Annotated in this window: 17 protein-coding genes; 3 read left to right on the top strand and 14 right to left on the bottom strand. The window is 69.1% G+C overall.

The annotated features are described in order from the left end of the window. Positions 1-273: 273 nt before the first annotated feature. From ABH937_RS23345 to ABH937_RS23335, 3 genes are all read right to left on the bottom strand, one after another. Entirely contained in the window at positions 274-1,128 is an 855-nt protein-coding gene (locus tag ABH937_RS23345; RefSeq protein ID WP_280692869.1) for an alpha/beta hydrolase, read from the bottom strand. A 146-nt stretch (positions 1,129-1,274) separates the two neighbouring features. Next, positions 1,275-1,976 (bottom strand): hypothetical protein, encoded by a 702-nt coding sequence (locus ABH937_RS23340; RefSeq protein ID WP_370219325.1) that lies wholly within the window; start codon positions 1,974-1,976, stop codon positions 1,275-1,277. Then, entirely contained in the window at positions 1,973-2,365 is a 393-nt protein-coding gene (locus tag ABH937_RS23335; protein WP_280692873.1) for an ADP-ribosylation/crystallin J1, read from the bottom strand. Before ABH937_RS23335 ends, ABH937_RS23340 begins: the two co-directional genes overlap by 4 nt. 348 nt (positions 2,366-2,713) lie before the next feature. Here ABH937_RS23335 and ABH937_RS23330 point away from each other — a divergent pair, with 348 nt between their 5' ends. Together ABH937_RS23330 and ABH937_RS23325 are read left to right on the top strand one after the other, a co-directional pair. Then, positions 2,714-3,244 carry a GNAT family N-acetyltransferase gene (locus tag ABH937_RS23330; protein WP_370219324.1) on the top strand — a complete coding sequence of 177 codons (531 nt, stop codon included), beginning with the start codon at positions 2,714-2,716 and terminating at the stop codon, positions 3,242-3,244. A gap of 141 nt (positions 3,245-3,385) precedes the next feature. Next, positions 3,386-4,363 (top strand): transposase family protein, encoded by a 978-nt coding sequence (locus ABH937_RS23325; protein ID WP_370219323.1) that lies wholly within the window; start codon positions 3,386-3,388, stop codon positions 4,361-4,363. Positions 4,364-4,469: 106 nt separating this feature from the next. Here ABH937_RS23325 and ABH937_RS23320 read toward each other — a convergent pair whose 3' ends face one another. Together ABH937_RS23320 and ABH937_RS23315 are read right to left on the bottom strand one after the other, a co-directional pair. Next, a complete protein-coding gene (locus ABH937_RS23320; protein ID WP_370219322.1) occupies positions 4,470-4,868 on the bottom strand; it encodes a hypothetical protein in 399 nt (132 codons plus the stop codon). 52 nt (positions 4,869-4,920) lie between these two features. Continuing rightward, on the bottom strand, positions 4,921-5,529 hold the full coding sequence (locus ABH937_RS23315) for a TetR/AcrR family transcriptional regulator (protein ID WP_370219321.1): 609 nt from the start codon (positions 5,527-5,529) through the stop codon (positions 4,921-4,923). Between the two features lie 182 nt (positions 5,530-5,711). Between ABH937_RS23315 and ABH937_RS23310 the strand changes: the two genes are divergently transcribed. Beyond that, the gene (locus tag ABH937_RS23310) at positions 5,712-6,674 is read left to right on the top strand and encodes an SDR family NAD(P)-dependent oxidoreductase (protein ID WP_280692878.1); all 963 of its coding nucleotides are present in this window, start codon (positions 5,712-5,714) and stop codon (positions 6,672-6,674) included. A 71-nt stretch (positions 6,675-6,745) separates the two neighbouring features. Here the strand turns inward: ABH937_RS23310 and ABH937_RS23305 are convergent, their stop codons facing one another. The 9 genes from ABH937_RS23305 to ABH937_RS23265 all read right to left on the bottom strand — a co-directional run bounded on the left by ABH937_RS23305 (position 6,746) and on the right by ABH937_RS23265 (position 15,940). After that, positions 6,746-7,285 (bottom strand): hypothetical protein, encoded by a 540-nt coding sequence (locus ABH937_RS23305; RefSeq protein ID WP_280692880.1) that lies wholly within the window; start codon positions 7,283-7,285, stop codon positions 6,746-6,748. A 289-nt stretch (positions 7,286-7,574) separates the two neighbouring features. Next, positions 7,575-7,883 (bottom strand): EthD family reductase, encoded by a 309-nt coding sequence (locus ABH937_RS23300; protein ID WP_280692881.1) that lies wholly within the window; start codon positions 7,881-7,883, stop codon positions 7,575-7,577. 43 nt (positions 7,884-7,926) lie between these two features. Beyond that, on the bottom strand, positions 7,927-9,600 hold the full coding sequence (locus tag ABH937_RS23295; RefSeq protein ID WP_370219320.1) for an alpha-keto acid decarboxylase family protein: 1,674 nt from the start codon (positions 9,598-9,600) through the stop codon (positions 7,927-7,929). Continuing rightward, positions 9,600-10,415 carry an MBL fold metallo-hydrolase gene (locus tag ABH937_RS23290; RefSeq protein WP_370219319.1) on the bottom strand — a complete coding sequence of 272 codons (816 nt, stop codon included), beginning with the start codon at positions 10,413-10,415 and terminating at the stop codon, positions 9,600-9,602. The genes ABH937_RS23295 and ABH937_RS23290 overlap by 1 nt, the downstream gene beginning before the upstream one ends. Before the next feature lie 43 nt (positions 10,416-10,458). Further along, positions 10,459-11,460, bottom strand: a complete 1,002-nt coding sequence (locus ABH937_RS23285) for a sugar phosphate isomerase/epimerase family protein (protein ID WP_370219318.1) — start codon at positions 11,458-11,460, stop codon at positions 10,459-10,461. A gap of 28 nt (positions 11,461-11,488) precedes the next feature. After that, positions 11,489-12,403, bottom strand: coding sequence for a myo-inosose-2 dehydratase (gene iolE / locus ABH937_RS23280; RefSeq protein ID WP_370219317.1), 915 nt, complete (start codon positions 12,401-12,403; stop codon positions 11,489-11,491). Continuing rightward, positions 12,400-12,909: a hypothetical protein gene (locus tag ABH937_RS23275; RefSeq protein WP_280692891.1), complete on the bottom strand. Its 510-nt coding sequence runs from the start codon at positions 12,907-12,909 to the stop codon at positions 12,400-12,402. Before ABH937_RS23275 ends, iolE begins: the two co-directional genes overlap by 4 nt. Next, positions 12,906-14,018, bottom strand: a complete 1,113-nt coding sequence (locus ABH937_RS23270; protein WP_370219316.1) for a ferritin-like protein — start codon at positions 14,016-14,018, stop codon at positions 12,906-12,908. Before ABH937_RS23270 ends, ABH937_RS23275 begins: the two co-directional genes overlap by 4 nt. Further along, positions 14,015-15,940, bottom strand: a complete 1,926-nt coding sequence (locus ABH937_RS23265; RefSeq protein WP_370219315.1) for a GMC family oxidoreductase — start codon at positions 15,938-15,940, stop codon at positions 14,015-14,017. Before ABH937_RS23265 ends, ABH937_RS23270 begins: the two co-directional genes overlap by 4 nt. Positions 15,941-15,961: the final 21 nt, after the last annotated feature.

Here is a 15,961-nt window from a genome sequence, read left to right as displayed (position 1 = left end):
GCACCTGGCGCTTGACGTTCCTATGGGCTGTCATCGCGGCCTTCCACGCCCTGAGCGACCGTTCCCCAGCAACCTCGCCCGAGGCGATCGGGCTGCGACAACGGCCTGAGACGCTAGTCCCTTTGCCTCCGACGGGAGACCGTGCTGGGGACGGTCGCGGGAGGTTCGGCGTAGGCCACGCAGTCCGTCGTGCCGCCGCCCACGGACTCCGTCAACCACCGCCGCCCGCTCACTGATCGCCCGCACCCACTGACCGACATCGGCACCACCCGGCTACAGCGCGAGCATCGCCGCGGCGACTTCATCGGCGGCCGCGTCGGGGATCACGGTCGCGGCCTGTTCGAGCACCAGCAGCCGCGCACCGGGGATCTCGCGCGCGAGCGCCTCGCCGTTGCCGACCGGGAAGAACCGGTTGTGACGACCGTGCACCACGAGCGCCGGCATCGCGAACTCGGGCAGGCGCTCGCGCCACCGCGGCTCGCAGTCGAGCTTGGAGAACACCATGCCCAGCTGGTTGGCCATCTGGACCGCGGGCTCCGTGCCCGGCGTGCGGTCGAAGACGCGCTCGGCGGTCGCGCGTGCCGCAGCGGGATCGTCGCCGAGGATCTCCGCCCTGGCGGCGGCGAACTCCGCCACGGCAGCGCGGTCGGACCAGTCGGGCGTCGGGAGCGCGAACCGCCGCTTCATGGCCGCCATGTCGTGGTCGGGCAGATCGTCGTCGACCGGGCCGGGGGCGACGGGCCGCGTCCCGGCGAGGGTGAGCGCCGAGAACACGTCCGGATGGTCGAGCGCGGCGACCTGGGCGACCATCCCACCGACGCCGATGCCCGCCAGGTGCGCCGGCCGGTCGGCGAGTCCGCGGGCGAGCGCGGCCGCGTCGTCGGCGAGATCCCGGAGCGTGTACGCGGGCGCCTCGGGGTCGACGGTCGTCGACGCGCCGGAGTCGCGCAGGTCGTAGCGCACGACGTGACGTCCGCCGCGCGCGAGCGCCTCGCAGAGCGCGTCGGGCCACGACAGCATGGTCGTGCCGCCCGCGAGCAGCATGAGCGGCGCCGCCGCATCGCCGAAGTGCTCGACCCCGAGCGTGACGCCTCCGGGTGTGCGGAACGAATGGACCGTCGAGTGCATCGTCAACCTCCCGGGCAGGTGCGTGACCGTGGCCACGCTACCCTGCACCGGCGACGCCGCCCGACGTCCGGCGCTCCACCCTCACCTGCGAAGAGCCAGTACTCCGGGACGGCCGGCCGCACCGAGGCCCGGTCAGGGAATCTCGGTCAGGGAATCTCGGCCCGGGTCGGGCTCGCGGACGGGGTGGGCGACTCGTCCGGCCACACGCAGGAGGAGGTGACGGTGAAGTTGAGCGGCGCGGTGCTGTCGGCTGCCCGGTCCATCGTCACGTTGGTGGAGTCGTCGGGGGAGTGCGTCTGGAGCGTGCTCGCCGATGCGTAGACGAACCGGTAGTGCTTCGCGTCCAGTTCCTTCCGGACAGCCGCAAGGGTCTGCGCGTCGACCGTGAGCCCGACCAGGTTGTAGCCGGTCCCGTACTGCACGGTGCCGTCCGGCTGGGCGTTCGGGTCGACGAGGCACGGCGACGACGAAGTCGCGAGAGTCTGCACCGTCTGCGGCTTCACCGGCAGCGAGGCGATCACCTCCTGGGCCACGGCGGCACTGCGTGCCCGTGCCTGAGCCGCCGTCAGCTTCGGTTTGGCCGTTCCGCCCTGACCACAGCCGCTCAACGCAGCCACCAGGCCCAGCCCGACAAGCACCCGCACCGACAGTCGGCCTCCGATCTCCCGGCTCCGGCGACTCACGGCTGTCCTCCCGTCGTGGCGGTCGTCCTCGGGGTGGAGCACGAACGTGTGGTGGGGCCCGCCGGGGACGTAGACGTTCGCCGGGGCGTCGGGCTCGGCGGCGTAGGTGCCGCGGGGCATGGTGACACCAGGCAGTCCGCATGCGCGGCAGACGAAGACGGTCACCTAGCCGCCTCCCCGGACACGCTCGTGGCCCGGAACTCGTGGACGACCTCGATCTTGCCGATGATGTGCCGGTTGAACTCCTCCAGTTCCTCGGCTGGTATCCACAGTTCGAGGATCGTCTCGCCGCCCGCCTGCTGGACGGGGTAGCGCGCGACGAAGTTCGCGTCCACCTGGAAGCGTGTCACGTAGCCGACGCCGTGGGCGGGTACGTTCCAGCCGTGCGCGATGCGGATCGCGTAATCCTCGTTGAGTACGGGATAGAAGATCGGCTGCTCGGGCAGCCTGGGCGGCCACGCACGCCACCCGGACGCCTGCACCAGCGCCAACTCCTCTGGCCCTGTCGGACGCCACAACGTCACGACGGACGCGTCCGCGTGCCTGGTCTCCATTTACTGTGGCCCTTCTCCAGCGGTGCCCTGGGGAACTCGGTTATCCGTGCCACCTTATGGATCCCGGTTCCTGGCCGGCGACGGGTTTTCGCAGCTCCTGGGCAGTTGGTACCCCCGCTCGGTGAGGAGCCGGAAGATTTCGGTGGAAGGCCTCGCCCCCTAACAGCGTGGCAGCTGAGCCCGATTCGGACTAACGGCTCGGTCCACGATTGGTGATGGGTGCAGGCGTAGCTCCTTCTCGGGGACAGGGTGTTGCGACGACCACTGGGTTAGCCGAGGGCCCGATGGTGTCGGCGGTACGCGGAAATTCGCTGGTCGCCAGTTGTCGGTGGTGTTCATACTGCCGCAATGGATCCGGTGACTCTTGAGACCGACCGTTTGGTGCTGCGGGCCTTCACATCCGCCGACGTGGATGCGGTGTACGAAGCCTGCCAGGACGAGGACATCCAGTTCTACACCCCGGTACCGGTGCCGTACCGGCGTGCGGACGCGGAGAAGCTCGTCGGCGAGAAGCTGCCCGCTCAGTGGGCCGAGGACAGGGACTACACCCTCGGCGCGTTCCGCAAGGACAGCGGCGCCCTGGTCGGCTCGTACTGCCTGACCCTCCTCAGCCGCGGCGTCTGGGAGCTCGGTTACTGGGCGGTCAAGGAGCAGCGCGGCCAGGGCTTTTCGGTGGAGGCCGCTCGAGCCCTGTGCGACTGGGGCTGGGCCACGCTCGACGTGCACCGCATCGAGTGGTGGGCCATGGCCGGGAACACCGGCTCGCGTGCCGTCGCCGAGAGACTCGGCTTCACGGTCGAAGGGACACTGCGCAATCGCGGCATTGCCAACGACGGCAAGCCGCACGACTGGTGGGTGGGCAGACTGCTGAGGCCCTGATGCTCGGGCCGGTGCTGCGCTGGCTGCGTTAGCTCTTCAGCAGCGACGTTCCCAGCTCAGACAGCTCTGCAGAAGAACGACACCCATTGGTGATCGGCGGGGCAGCCGTGACGTGACGGTGGCCGCACGGGTTCTTCGAGTGTGACCAAGAAGTGGGCCCGTGCGGCCTTGACCCATCCTGCCTTCTGCGGCGTCTCCCGTACACATCTCGGCGATTTGATCGAAGAGTTGGCCGACCCGTGGCTCGCCCGGTGCGAGTCGGCGCTGTACGAGCGGCGTGGTGCCGAGCGGCAGCGAGAGGCCGGTGCCGGGCCCAAGCACGACCTGGTCTTCACCGACCGGCTGCTGGTCACCCTGGTCCACCTGCGCACCGGGCTCCCGCACGCCGCGCTGGCCGAGCTGTACGGCACGGCCCGCTCCACGGTCTCCCGGGCCATCGGCGAGATCCGGCCGCTGCTGGCAGCACGCGGCTTCGCCGTCCCCGACCGCCCCGGCGTCCGGCTGCGGACCCTGGCGGACGTGTTCGCCTATGCGGAGGCCGAAGGGATCCGGCTGCGGATCGACGGCGCCGAGACCCAGGTCCGCCGCCCCAAGGCGAACCGACCTGGACGACGGGCCTTCGTCTCCGGCAAGAAGAAGCAGAACACCATCAAGACCACCACCATCAGCGACGGCCAGGGCCGCCTGCTGTGGTCGGGCGCCGACCGGCCCGGCCGCATGCACGACCAGACCGCGATGCGTACCGAGGGCATCGCCGAGCAGCTCCGGTCCCGTCCGAAGGTGACAGCCGAGGTCGACGAGGGCTACCGGGGCCTGGCCAACGAGTTCCCCGACCAGGTCAGCGCCCCACCGAAGATGCCGAAGGACGAGGCGCCGCTCGGCGAGCAGTATGCGTGGCGGGAGATGCGACGGCGACAGTCCTCGGAGCGGATCTGCGTCGAGCACGCCAACGCCGAGCTGCGGCAGTGGCGCCCGCTCCAGCGCTACACCGGCCGACGCGAGGACTACGCCGAGACCCACCTCGCGATCGCCTCGCTGGTCTCCGACCGCGCAGCCCGCCGGCCGACCCGCAGCAAGCCAAGCACCGAACTCGTGCTCGCCCGACAGGCGGCCTACTGATCACCCACCAGTCGACCCGAGTGGCCAGCACACCCAGACCTCAATCGCGGACCAAGTCGTAACTCGCCACAGGCATGCATCGCTGCCGCCGTCCGGTCCCGTCCGGTCAGCTCGTGCGCAGTGGCTGCCGGTGCAGGAGGTGGTGCATCACGTGCTCCGGGATGGCCGGGTTCGCGGCAGCCGAGGCTGCGGCGGTGGCGTCGTGGAGCAGCGTGGTCAGCGCGCGTGTGGTCAGGCGTGGGTTGCGGGCCGCTGCTTCTCTGATGACCCGGTCGGGGTCGTCCAGCAGGCGGATGACGGATGCCGGTGACAGCCGTGGGTCGCGCAGGGCCCGCGAGCGCACGCCGCGATCGGGGTCGCGGCTGAACTTCTCGACGAGTTCGGCGGTGGCTGCGGGGTCTTCGAGGGCGAGTGCGCGCATGTCGGGGTTGGGGTCGTCGGCGTACCGCAGGGCTTTCTGGCGCGGGAAGTTGGGGTGTTCCGGAACGGCTTGCAGTGACCGCACGGCAGCCGGGAGCGCAGCGCTCCGTGTTCCAACGGGTCCGCGGTTCAGCGGTTCAGCGGCTCGGTGCTCCGCTCCCGGGCTCGGCGGCTGTGGCGCGGTGGCGGAGGCCGTCCATGAGGAGGTCGAGGAGGCGCCCCATCCGGGCCTGGTGCTCCGGTGTTGCGGCGGCGAGTGACAGGCCGCTCAGGCTGAACAGCACGTCGTCCGGCTCCGCGTCGGAGCGCACCACGCCCGCGGCCGCGCCGGCCTGCAGCAGTTCGGTTATCGCGGCAGTCAGCATCGTCCGGCTGTGGGAGAAGGGGTCGCCGCCGGAGGCGATCAGGGCGCGCAGGGCGTCGGCCATGCCGCGCTTGGCCGTCATGTACTGGATGAAGCCGTCCATCCAGGCGCGCAGCGCCTCGTCTGGTGCCCGGGTCGCCAGGAGCTCTCCGGCGGCGTCGCAGAGGTGCACGAGTTCGCTGCGGTAGGCCGCTTCGACCAGCTCCTCGCGGGTGGCGAAGTGGCGGTAGAGGGTGCCGATCCCGACGCCGGCCTGCTTGGCGATCGCGTCGAGCGTCACCTCGGGCCCGTCCTGGGAGAAGGCCTGGACGGCCACTTCGAGCAGTCGGTCGCGGTTGCGCCGCGCGTCGGCGCGCAGCGGCCTGGGTTCGGCGGCGGCCACGGGGGTTCCTCCTTCTGGTCCGGCGTACGGCCGGAGATGGTGGCTCGGTTTCACGGTCGGAGCCCTGCTTGCAAACGGAGCATCCTCCGCTTAGTCTCGAGATATACGGAGGGGCCTCCGGTTTCCACTCTACAGGCCCCCCGCACCCCAGCTCCAGGCCCTCAGCCAGACGGGAAGCGACCATGACCGCCAGCACCCCCACCCCACGCATCACCACTCCCTTCGGCGCCGAGTCCACGGCTGCCGAGGTCATCTCGGGCGTCGACCTGACCGGCCGTCGCGCCGTCGTCACCGGCGGGGCCTCCGGGATCGGCGTCGAAACCGCGCGTGCCCTCGCCTCGGCCGGCGCGCAGGTCACCCTCGCGGTCCGGGACCTGACCGCGGGAGCCCGTGCCGCCGCGGACATCAGCGCGACGACCGACAACCGGGACGTCCACATCGCGCCCCTGGACCTGGCCGACCAGTCCTCCGTCGCGGCGTTCGTCGCCGCCTGGGGCGGACCGCTGGACATCCTGGTCAACAACGCCGGGGTGATGGCCTCCCCGGAACTCCGCACGCCAGAGGGTTGGGAACTCCAGTTCGCCACCAACCACTTGGGGCACTTCGCGCTGGCCACCGGACTGCACGGAGCGCTCGCGCAGGCCGATGGCGCCCGCGTCGTGGCCGTGAGCTCCAGCGCCCACCACCGCTCGCCGGTCGTCTTCGAGGACATCCACTTCCGTGAGCGCCCCTACGAGCCCTGGTCCGCCTACGGCCAGTCCAAGACCGCCAACGTGCTGTTCGCGGTCGAGGCCGCCAAGCGCTGGGCCGCGGACCACATCACCGTCAACGCCCTGATGCCCGGCGGGATCCGCACCAACCTCCAGCGCTACGTCTCCGAGGAAGAACTCGCCCGGCTGCGCAGCCAGGCCGCGGGCGGCGCGGAGCTGAAGTGGAAGACGACCGAGCAGGGCGCCGCGACCTCCGTGCTGCTCGCCGCCTCGCCCCTCGTGGAGGGCGTCACCGGACGCTACTTCGAGGACTGCAACGAGGCCGTCCGCGGCCAGCTCGGCGCTCGCAACGGCGTCGCGGAGTACGCTCTCGACCCTGAGGCGGCCGCGCTGCTCTGGCGGGTGTCGCAGGACACGCTGGGTTCGCGCGACTGACGGGTCGCCGGCTGATGGATCGCCGACTGACGGATCGCCGGCTCATGGGGAGCCAGGCGAGCCGCCGCACCTCAGTCCTGGTCGGACATGGACAGGGCCCCGGTGATCAGGCGGGTGGCGAAGTCGTGGTCGTCGCCGGACATCCGGTTGATCTGATCCGCGAGCAGGACGGCCGTGGCCTCCAGCGGATTCATCTCGGCCTCGGTCCAGTAACCGTACTGCGCGCGCCACAGGTTGGGGCTCAGGTCGGTGCCGGCGGCGATGAGCAGGCCGGCCATGGTGGGGATGACCTCGGGGCGGAAGGTCTTGGGCATCATCCGCATCGTGGCCACGACGGTGGGCACCACGTACTCGATGACGTCCTTTTCGTGCTCCTCGCAGGCCTTCCGGAGCCAGGTCATGAACATGTAGATGAGCGTGCACGCGCCGTCCAGCAGCGCATTGGCCTCCGTGGGGCCCAAGGACGCGGTGAACTGGTCCAGCAGCTGCTGCCGTTCGGGGTCCGTCTCACCCGTGCCGTCGTAGATGGATTTGAGTCGGGAGTCGATCACCATGAGCGCTCCGCTCACATCGCCGACGGAAGCGTATTCGGGGTCACAGGGCGATGACACGGGTCTCCTCCTCAAACGCCCGCAGTGGGCAGCGGGCGGCCTGTTCGTAGAGTAGACCGGCGACCGGATGGGGTCCGGCGAATCCTGATGGAGAACCCTTTGGGGTGACGGCACCGCTCAAACCTCGATGGCACCGACCTCGACGTGCTCGCCCCGTCTTCAGGGTTGAAGACCGAACGCCCGTACCTGGCCGAAGGCCTGGTACGGGCGCCGAACCACGCTGCCGGAAACTCATGGGCAGCGCTCAGCCTCGCGAGGCGACGACGCGAGGCGACGACAGCGTCTGCGCTCAGACCTCCTCGACGTCTGTGAAGAGGAGCCGCACACCGCCGGTCGCCAGCTCGAAGACCTTGGAGACGAACGCCGATGCCTCCTCGGTCGTCACCGCCCGGCTGGCCGCGTCGTAGTCGGCGAAGTACAGGTCGAGCACGCGATAGGCCGGGGTCGCGCTGCCGTCCTCCTTCGGCCAGACCTTCGCGCTCTCGACCCGCTGGACTCCGGGAATCTTCTTCGCCAGCGCGATCTGGTCGTCGTGACCGGCCTCGAAGGCGTCGGCGTTCTGCGGGTTCTCGAAGATTGCGGTGATTTTCGTGGGCATTGTTCTTTTCCTCTCTCCGGTGTTGCGGTCGATGTTCGTCCTATTACTGGGTCTTCCAATTCGCATTGTCAGGAATCGACTTGTCGGGCACCCGGACCTGGATGATGGACGGGCTGCTGGAGTTCTCCAGCGCACCCGCCACGGCCTCGCCCAGCTCCCCGTACGTGCTGACCTCCCATCCCTGGCAACCGAACACCTCCGACAGCCTGCTGTAGTTCCACCGGTGCAGGACGCAGGGCCGGTAGAACGGCTTGTCGGTGTGGAAGACCGATGCGTCGGCGAGCCACTGCTCAACGCCGTAGACGCCGTTGTCGATGACGAAGATGATCGGATTGAGTCCGAAGCGGGTCTGCGTCGACAGGCACTGGGCGGTCATCTGGAAGCCGCCGTCGCCCGAGAAGACCATGACCCGCTGGTCGGGTCTCTTCGCCAGGCAGACACCTGTCGCGGCCGCCGCGCTGTAACCGATCGCCGAGTAGGACGACTGGACGATGAACCCGCTCGGGGCGGGCACATCGAGGAGCAGGCTGCCGAAGTAGTTCATGCTCGCGTCGCTGCCGACGATGGTGTTCCGGTCGATGTACCGCTGCACGTAGTTGTAGAACCCCTGGTACGTGATCACCTCGGTCCCCGCGACAGCCGGCGTGCTCCGGGTCTGCCTCGTCGGCAGTTGCCGCCCGTTGGGCGCGACCTGCTTCGCCGCGAGGATCCCGTCGATCAGGTGCTCCAGCGCGACCTGTCCGCCGAAGTAGGTGCCGAACTTGACCGCGTCCAGCGAGGCGAACGCGGTCTTGTCGTAGTCCGGGTCCCAGCCCAGGCAGTTGATGTCCGTCAGCCATACGCCGAGGGCCAGGACGAAATCGGCCGACGCGACCAGCTCGGTGACGGCCTCCGAGGAGGCCTGGCCGTCGAGCACTCCGGCGAACAGCACATCGTCCTCGGAGAGGACGGCCTTGCTGAGGAGTTCCGTGACGAAGGGGACGTCCAGCTGCCGGATCAGCCGCAGGGCCTTCTCCTGGAGGCCGAGCCGGTCGATCTCCACACCGATCCAGATCAGCGGGTTCTCCGCGCTTTCGAGCTTGGCGCAGATCTTTTCTACCGACTCTTCCAGGCTGGTCGGGTCCGACAGGATCCTGGCCGGCTTCAGCACGCCCCGAGGCGGGTCGCACTCCAAGTCGACCATGTCCTGGAGGAGTTCGAGGTATACCGGGCGCCGTTCACTGATGCACCGGGTCAGTGCGGAATCTATCAGCATCGGTGCGAGGTCGGGACTGTCGATCCGGACGGCGGCGACCGTGATGTGCTCGAACGACTGGAGGTCCGTTTCGCGTCCGCTGATGAAGTGGTGCGCGCTGAACCCGGTCTGCTCGAAGGTCAGGGTCTTCTTGATGCTCGGTGTGCCGTTGATCAGCACGATCGGCACCTTCTCGACGTAAGCGCCGGCGACGGCGTTCACCGCACACAGCGCCCCTGCGGAGTAGGTGACGCAGAGGGCCCCGATGCCCTTCAGTCTCGCGTATCCGTCCGCCGCGTAGCCGGCGTTCACCTCGTTGACTTCTTCGACGATCTCGATGGTGCTCGGTGTGACGTACCGGTTCAACCACTCGATCGAATAGTCACCCGCGATGGAGAACAGGTGCTCCAGGCCCAGCTGGCGGAGCCGGTCCACCAGGTACTGTCCCACCGAGTAGCGCTCGTTCATGGTGACCCCCGTCATCAGTAGTCGCTCGCGCCGCCGAAGAGTCGGGGCAGGTAGATGTCGAAGATGCCCGGACACTTGCGTTCGGGGTACCGCTGGAGCATGAACTCCTTGAAGGCGTCGTCCGCCAGGCCGTTGCCGATGGCCTGCCGAGCGGTCGAGAGGTACTCGATGTTGCGAGCGACTTCGTTCTTGTCGGCCGGCAGGCCGTGGCCCGGCAGGAAAAGCTCGTAGTCCTCCAGCAGCATGTCCCGCAGAACCCGGATCCAGTGGTCCAGGTGCTTCGTCAGATACAGATGGGTTCCGCTGTAGAGCAGGTCCTGGGCGAAATACACGCTCAGCTCGGGAAGCCTGATGGTGAGGTGGTAGTCGATCTCGGTGTCCGTCACCCGGTCGAAGACGTACCTGACCCCGTCGATCATCTCCTCACCCGGGCCGGCGAGTTTCTGGGGGACGACTATCCGGTCCGGCACGAGGTCGCCGAGTTTCCAGTGGTCGCTCCTCGAGTCCTCGCCGTGCTCCTCGATGAAGCTCATGGTCTCGGGCAGCGCGTAGATCGTGACGTCGGCGAACGCGGTCCCCGTGCCGAACCAGTGGTCGGGGTGCCGGTGGGAAAGGTACAGTCTCTCGATCGGCTTGCCAAGGCTGTCCGCGTACTGTCTGAACGCCTTCGCATAAGGCACCAGGAACTGCCCGTCGACGAGCACCAGCTGGTTCTCGGTTTCGATGATGTGCGTGGCGTTCGCGATGTTGTTGTACGCGAAGGACGCGACGAAGGTATGAATGCGGACGTTACCCGCCCGCTTCACGACCATGATGATGGGATCCGACACCTGAGCCAGCATTCGGGGACCTCTCTGCTGTGATGGATCGACGTCAGGCGGACGGGAGCTGTGCCCGCACTTCCTCCAGCGCGGCCGAGGCGACGTCGTAGGCGCTGTCGACGCCGCGCACCGGGTCGTCCTCACCGGGCCGCCAGAAGCGCCGGCGCGCCATGCGCATCGAGCTGTCGAACGGCGGAATCGCGTTGAACACCTCGACCAGGTACGGCCCGTGGTAGACCGGCTCGATCTCCTTCCGGACGATGTCCCACGGGATCCAGCTGTCCCGCACCGCACCTCGGTCGGGTGCGGAGATGTGGACGTAGCAGAGCCGGTCCTGCCGCGCGGCTCGGGCGACGTTGGCCTTGAAGACCGACGGCCCCCGGCTCTCCATCACCACCTGAGCGGTGTCGACCGTCACGCCACCGCACGAGGGCCCGAGGTCGTCGAGGAAGTCCAGCACCTCCGAGACCGTGTTGGGCGGGGGTGTCTCCCAGCTCTTGACGGGCTCGATGGCGAGCTTCACCTGCTGCGCCGAGGCGTACTCCGCGAGCTCCTCGAAGACGGAACGCGCCGCGTGGTAGCGCGACTTCATCCAGTCCTGGAGGGCGTCGCTCCAGATCGGCGCACCGGCGTCCGTGACCGGGAAGACCCCGTAGGGGTAGAGGAACGGCCCCGACATGATCGAGTCGCCGCCCAGGACCCGGGTGATGTCGACCCGCGACTTCAGGTAGGACAGCGCCTGCCTGCGCTGCTCCTCGTAGGGCGACGTCGGGTCGAAGGTCCGGGTGGTCCCGACGTTGGTGGTGAACTTGACCTCCCTCAGCCCCGCCTCGTCGAACGCCTTTTTGAGACCGACGTAGCTCTCGACCTCGATCCGATGGTCGACGGTCGCGGGTTGGGAGGCGATGTGCAGGTCGAAGCCGTCGTAGCCGATGTCGGTCAGGGCCTGCAGATGACTGATCAGAACCTGGGTGTAGTCCGAGTCATGCGGCCGCAGATCGGCCGTGAACATGAAGAAGCTGAAGTAGACGTCCCGGCTGGATGCCGCGTTCATTCCTGGTGTCCTCGCTGTTCTGAGTTCGCTACCAGCCCAGGAGGTCGGCGAGGTAGGCGCGGGCCTTCTTGGCGTACTCGAGCGGGACGGCCTTCTTCGGGTCCTGCTCGGCTTCCACGACGAGCCATCCCTGGTAGTCGGCGTCGGCCAGCACCCCGAGGATGGGCCGGAAGTCGATCGCGCCGTCTCCGGGCACGGTGAAGACGCCGAGTTCGACGCCCTCCTGGAACGACAGGCCTTCGCCTCGCACCCGCCGCACGACCTCGGGCCGAATGCTCTTCATATGGACGTGGCCGATGCGGTCGGCGTGAGCCCGGGCCAGATCCAGCGGATCGTCGCCGGCGAAGGCGATGTGGCCGGTGTCGAGCAGCAGGTGGACCAGGGCCGGATCGGTCGAAGCCATCAGCCGGTCGACGTCGGCCCGGGTCATCACACCTGTGCCCATGTGGTGGTGGTAACTGAGCTTCATCCCAGCCGAGTTGGCGATCTTGCCGAGCTCCTCCAGGCCCGACGTCAGATCGTCCCACTGGGCGTCGGTGAAGACCGGGCGGTTGGCGAACACGTCGACGGGGAGCAGGTGCGACGAAGCTCCGAACTCGGCCACGACCAACTCGGTCCCACCCAGCGCCTTGACCTGGAGCAGCGTCTTCTCGAAGGCGGTGATCGTCTTCTGCCGCATCTTGCCGATCGTGAAGTACGTGCTCGTCCAGGGCTCGGACACCTGCAGGCCGCGGAGATCGAGCGCGGCTCTGAGCACGGCGGCGTCCGAGGGGTACTTGTGCCCGATGCTGCAGCCCTGGAAGCCGGCGAGCGCCATCTCGCTGACGGCCTGTCCGAAGGAGATGCCGGCGTCCATGGTGGGGAAGTCGTCGTTCCACCACAGGGTGCAGCAGACGCCGAGCTTCACCTTGTCCGGGCTGAGGCGGTCACCCAGTTCGGTCATTTGGCTGTCCCCTTCAGGTAGCGGTCCTCGATCCGGGGCGGCTGAGCCCAGGAGCCGTAGCCGGGCGCCTTGGCACCGGGAGGATTGGCCCCGATGGCCGGCCACAGCAGTCCCTCCTGGTAGGAGGCGGCGGTGACCGTGGACGTCTCGGCCGCCGGCTGGGCGCCGTAGCAGTCGGTCCACTCGGCCGGCAGGCCGTACCACGTCCCGGAGTACCAGAGCTTGATCACATTGCGGGCCACCGGGCCGAGGCGGTCGTCGCTGAAGATCCGGTGGCGCAGGGCCCGGTCGAGCAGGGCCCGGTCATGGCCGCCGACGCCGTCGGCCGCATCGGCCCGGGCCGCCCGGTGGGCGTCCAGCAGGGCGGTGACGACCTCGTCGCCGCAGGCGGCCCGCGCCTTGGCCAGGTAGTGGTGGGCCAGACCCGTGCCGAGCAGGTCGGTCTGCTCGAAGGCGGTGAGGTCGACCGACAGGAGGAGGAACTCATCGAACGACTGGACGGTCACCGGGTCACCGCCCGGGTCGTCCCGCCGGCGGTCCGGGCTGCGGCCGGATCGGACCCGACCGGGGTCGGGATCTCGAAGGTGGGAGCGGCGTGCAGGCCGCCGCTGCCCGGCAGGGGGTTGCGGACCAACCGGTTGAACCCGTCGCGCAGGCGGAACATGTACCAGACGGCGTCCAGCAGAAGTGTCGGCCTCCCGTTGAACGCCTTGGTGAGCAGGGCGAGGAAGGCTCCGTATTCGGCGTTGAACTTCCGCGCGGCACCCGCGAGTTCCGATCCCACCGGGTAGTCGGCCAGCCGGGCGCTCACCTTCACCTGGTACACGTCGTCCCAGCTGACGCTGAGCGGCGGCCCCGAGGGCGCGTCGGGATGGTCGCCCACCTGGTAGTAGCGGCCGAGCTGCAACTGCCGGAACCGGTAGTAGTGGGCCAGCTCGCCGTCCGCGTCGTACAGGCCCGAATCGAGGCCCTCGCCCTGAGCGGCGATCAGGCGCAGCGCCCGCCGGGCCGAGTCCAGGTCGCAGACGGTGATCACCTCCCCGCCGCCGGAGTAGAAGTACTCGGGCCCCACCTGCCGGGCCGGATCCCCGCAGAAGAGCCCGGGATCGCCGGCCGCCACCTTCTCGAGCCCTTCGATGATCTCCTCGTAGAACTCGCCGATGCTGTAGAAGCGCATCCCCTCGGCCGTCGGGCTGGAGACCAGGAGCGGCCTGCCGCGGTCCGAAGTGCGCACCAGCCGTGCGCCGGCGCTGGGGGCCTTGCCCGGCCGCTCGATCCTGCAGAACGTCTCCACCGCCTCGGGGGAGAAGGGCCGCAGGTCGACGGTGAAGTCGTCCTCCCCGTCGGGCAGATAGGCCGGGTAGCTCGGCACGAAGCCGGGGAGCGTCAGGTCGGGCGTCCCGCCGATGGCGTTCAGGACGTTGGCGACCAGGGTCAGGTGCAGCATCTCCTCCACCGCGACCACCCGGATGATGTGGGCGGCGTCGGAGTTGGTGGAGGAGTGGATGGAGTAGTACGCGGTCAGGTAGGTGGGGATGGTCGCGTGCTCGAGCGCCATCGCCGAGCGCAGGTAGCTGATCAGGTCGTCACGGTTGTCGATGCTCGACGCGGTCACCGGGCCGCCTCCTGAGCTCGGCCCGGGGCGGCGCCGTTCGAGCTGACGTGGATCGGTGCGGTCTCGGACTCGAGCTGGGCCAGCATGGCCCGAGTGCTGCGCAGGCACAGGGCGGCGATGGTGAGGGTCACGTTCGAGGTGCCCACGGTGGGCATGCTGCCCCCGCCGACCAGGTAGAGGTTCTGGTGGTCCCAGCTGCGCTGATCCGCGTCGACCACCGAGGTCGACGGGTCGCTGCCCATCACGTGGGTGCCGGCGAGATGGTTGCCCCCGCGGATCTCGTACCCCTCGCCGGCGTGGACGGCGTAGCCCCAGAAGTTCGGGTCGTACTCGGTGTGGTCCTCGGCCCCGAGGCGGGCGAAGATCCGCTTCGACAGCTGCCGGGCGTACGCCACCCCCCGCATCGTGTAGTCGGGGATGTCGTAGCTGAGGATGGGCCGCATGTTCCCCAGGCTGTCGGTGACGGCCGGGTCCACCGTGATCCGGTTGCTCGGGTTGGCGGGGACCTCGACCATGAACGCCAACTGCAGCTGGCGGGACACCCGGTCCACCAGGCCTTGGCGGAGCGACTCGCCGTAGCGGCCGCCGGCGTCCACCAGGTCGATCAGGTCGGTCATCGGCGCCCCGCGGGCCCAGCCCCAGCCGTCGTTGTGGATGTCGACGCTGAATGCCGCCTGGCGGCGGCGGAAGCGGCCCCCGCGCAGGTCGGTGATGCCGCCGGTGCAGTTCGTGCCCCGGAACGTGCCGGCCACCTCCGGTAGCAGGGCCCACGCCAGCAGGTAGGCGTGGTCCATGAAGTTGCGCCCCATCAGGCCGCTGGAGCCGCGCAGGCCGGAGGCCAGCATCAGCCGGGGGTTCTCCACCGCGTTGGCCGCCAGGATGAACAGCCGGCCACGGGCCCTCACGGTGGTGAAGCCGGGGCTGTCGGGCCGGTCGTAGCGGCGGTACTCGATCTCGGTCACTCGGCGGGTCCGCTCGTCGACGTGCACCTTGTAGGCCACCGCCTGGGCCACCAGGTCGACCCGGCCGCTCCGCAGGGCCGCGGCGAGGGTCTTGCCCGCGTTGTACTTGGCCTGCACCGGGCAGATGGGCACGCAGTTGTTGTTGCCCTGGCACCGCCCGCCGACCTCGACCTGGTAGGTGCTCACCGCCCCTCGCGGCAGGTAGCCCTTCCCGCCGTCGTAGGCCGGGTTCGGCACCCCGTTGCGCCCCTGGGGGAACGGCCGGACCCGCAACTCTCGTTTCTCCCCGTCGAGTTCGACGGGCATCCCGTCGAGGTCCGCGGCCACCACCTGGTCCAGGTAGGACAGCGGCAGCCCCTTCATGGGGAACACGTAGCCCTCGTCGAAGGTGATCCCGAGGTAGGCCTGGTCCGCCACGTCGGCGGAGACGCCGATCTCGCGTTCGGCCTCGTTGTAGTACGGGGAGAGGTCCTCGTAACCGAGCGGCCAGTCCACCCCTTCGCCGTAGAGCGTGCGCATCCGGAAGTCCTCGGGCAGCATCCGCAGCGTCTTGGCCTCCCAGTGCATGGTGGTGCCGCCGAGGACCCTCGTGTAGGTGGTGTCGGTGGCGAAGGGCCCGCTCTGGACGAGGTAGGCCGAGGCGTCGGGCGCACCCGGGAGGATGCGCCGTGCGTCGGTGCCACGGGGCATGGGGGCGTTGGCGACGACCGGGTAGGGGGCCTGGTTGTCCTTGCCGGTCGCCGAGTAGAAGCGGTCGAGGTAGGCCTCGTAGCCCCGCATGGTGAGGTCCTCGGCCGGGCCCGCTTCGAGTATCAGTACTCGCTTGCCGGCTTCGCTCAGCCGCGAGGCGATGATGGCGCCGGCGATCCCGCCACCGACGATGACGGCGTCGTAGAGAACCTCGGCCGCCGCCGCGGGGTCGGTGCGCTTCGCCGCCCCGTCGGGGAATTTCGCGTACATGGGGCAGTTACTCCTCTGCTG

Source organism: Kitasatospora sp. GAS1066B (genome assembly GCF_041262605.1).
In the GTDB taxonomy this organism is placed as follows: domain Bacteria; phylum Actinomycetota; class Actinomycetes; order Streptomycetales; family Streptomycetaceae; genus Kitasatospora.
The sequence above is the reverse complement of the archived record's forward strand: the minus strand, read 5'-3'. Positions and strand labels throughout refer to the sequence as shown.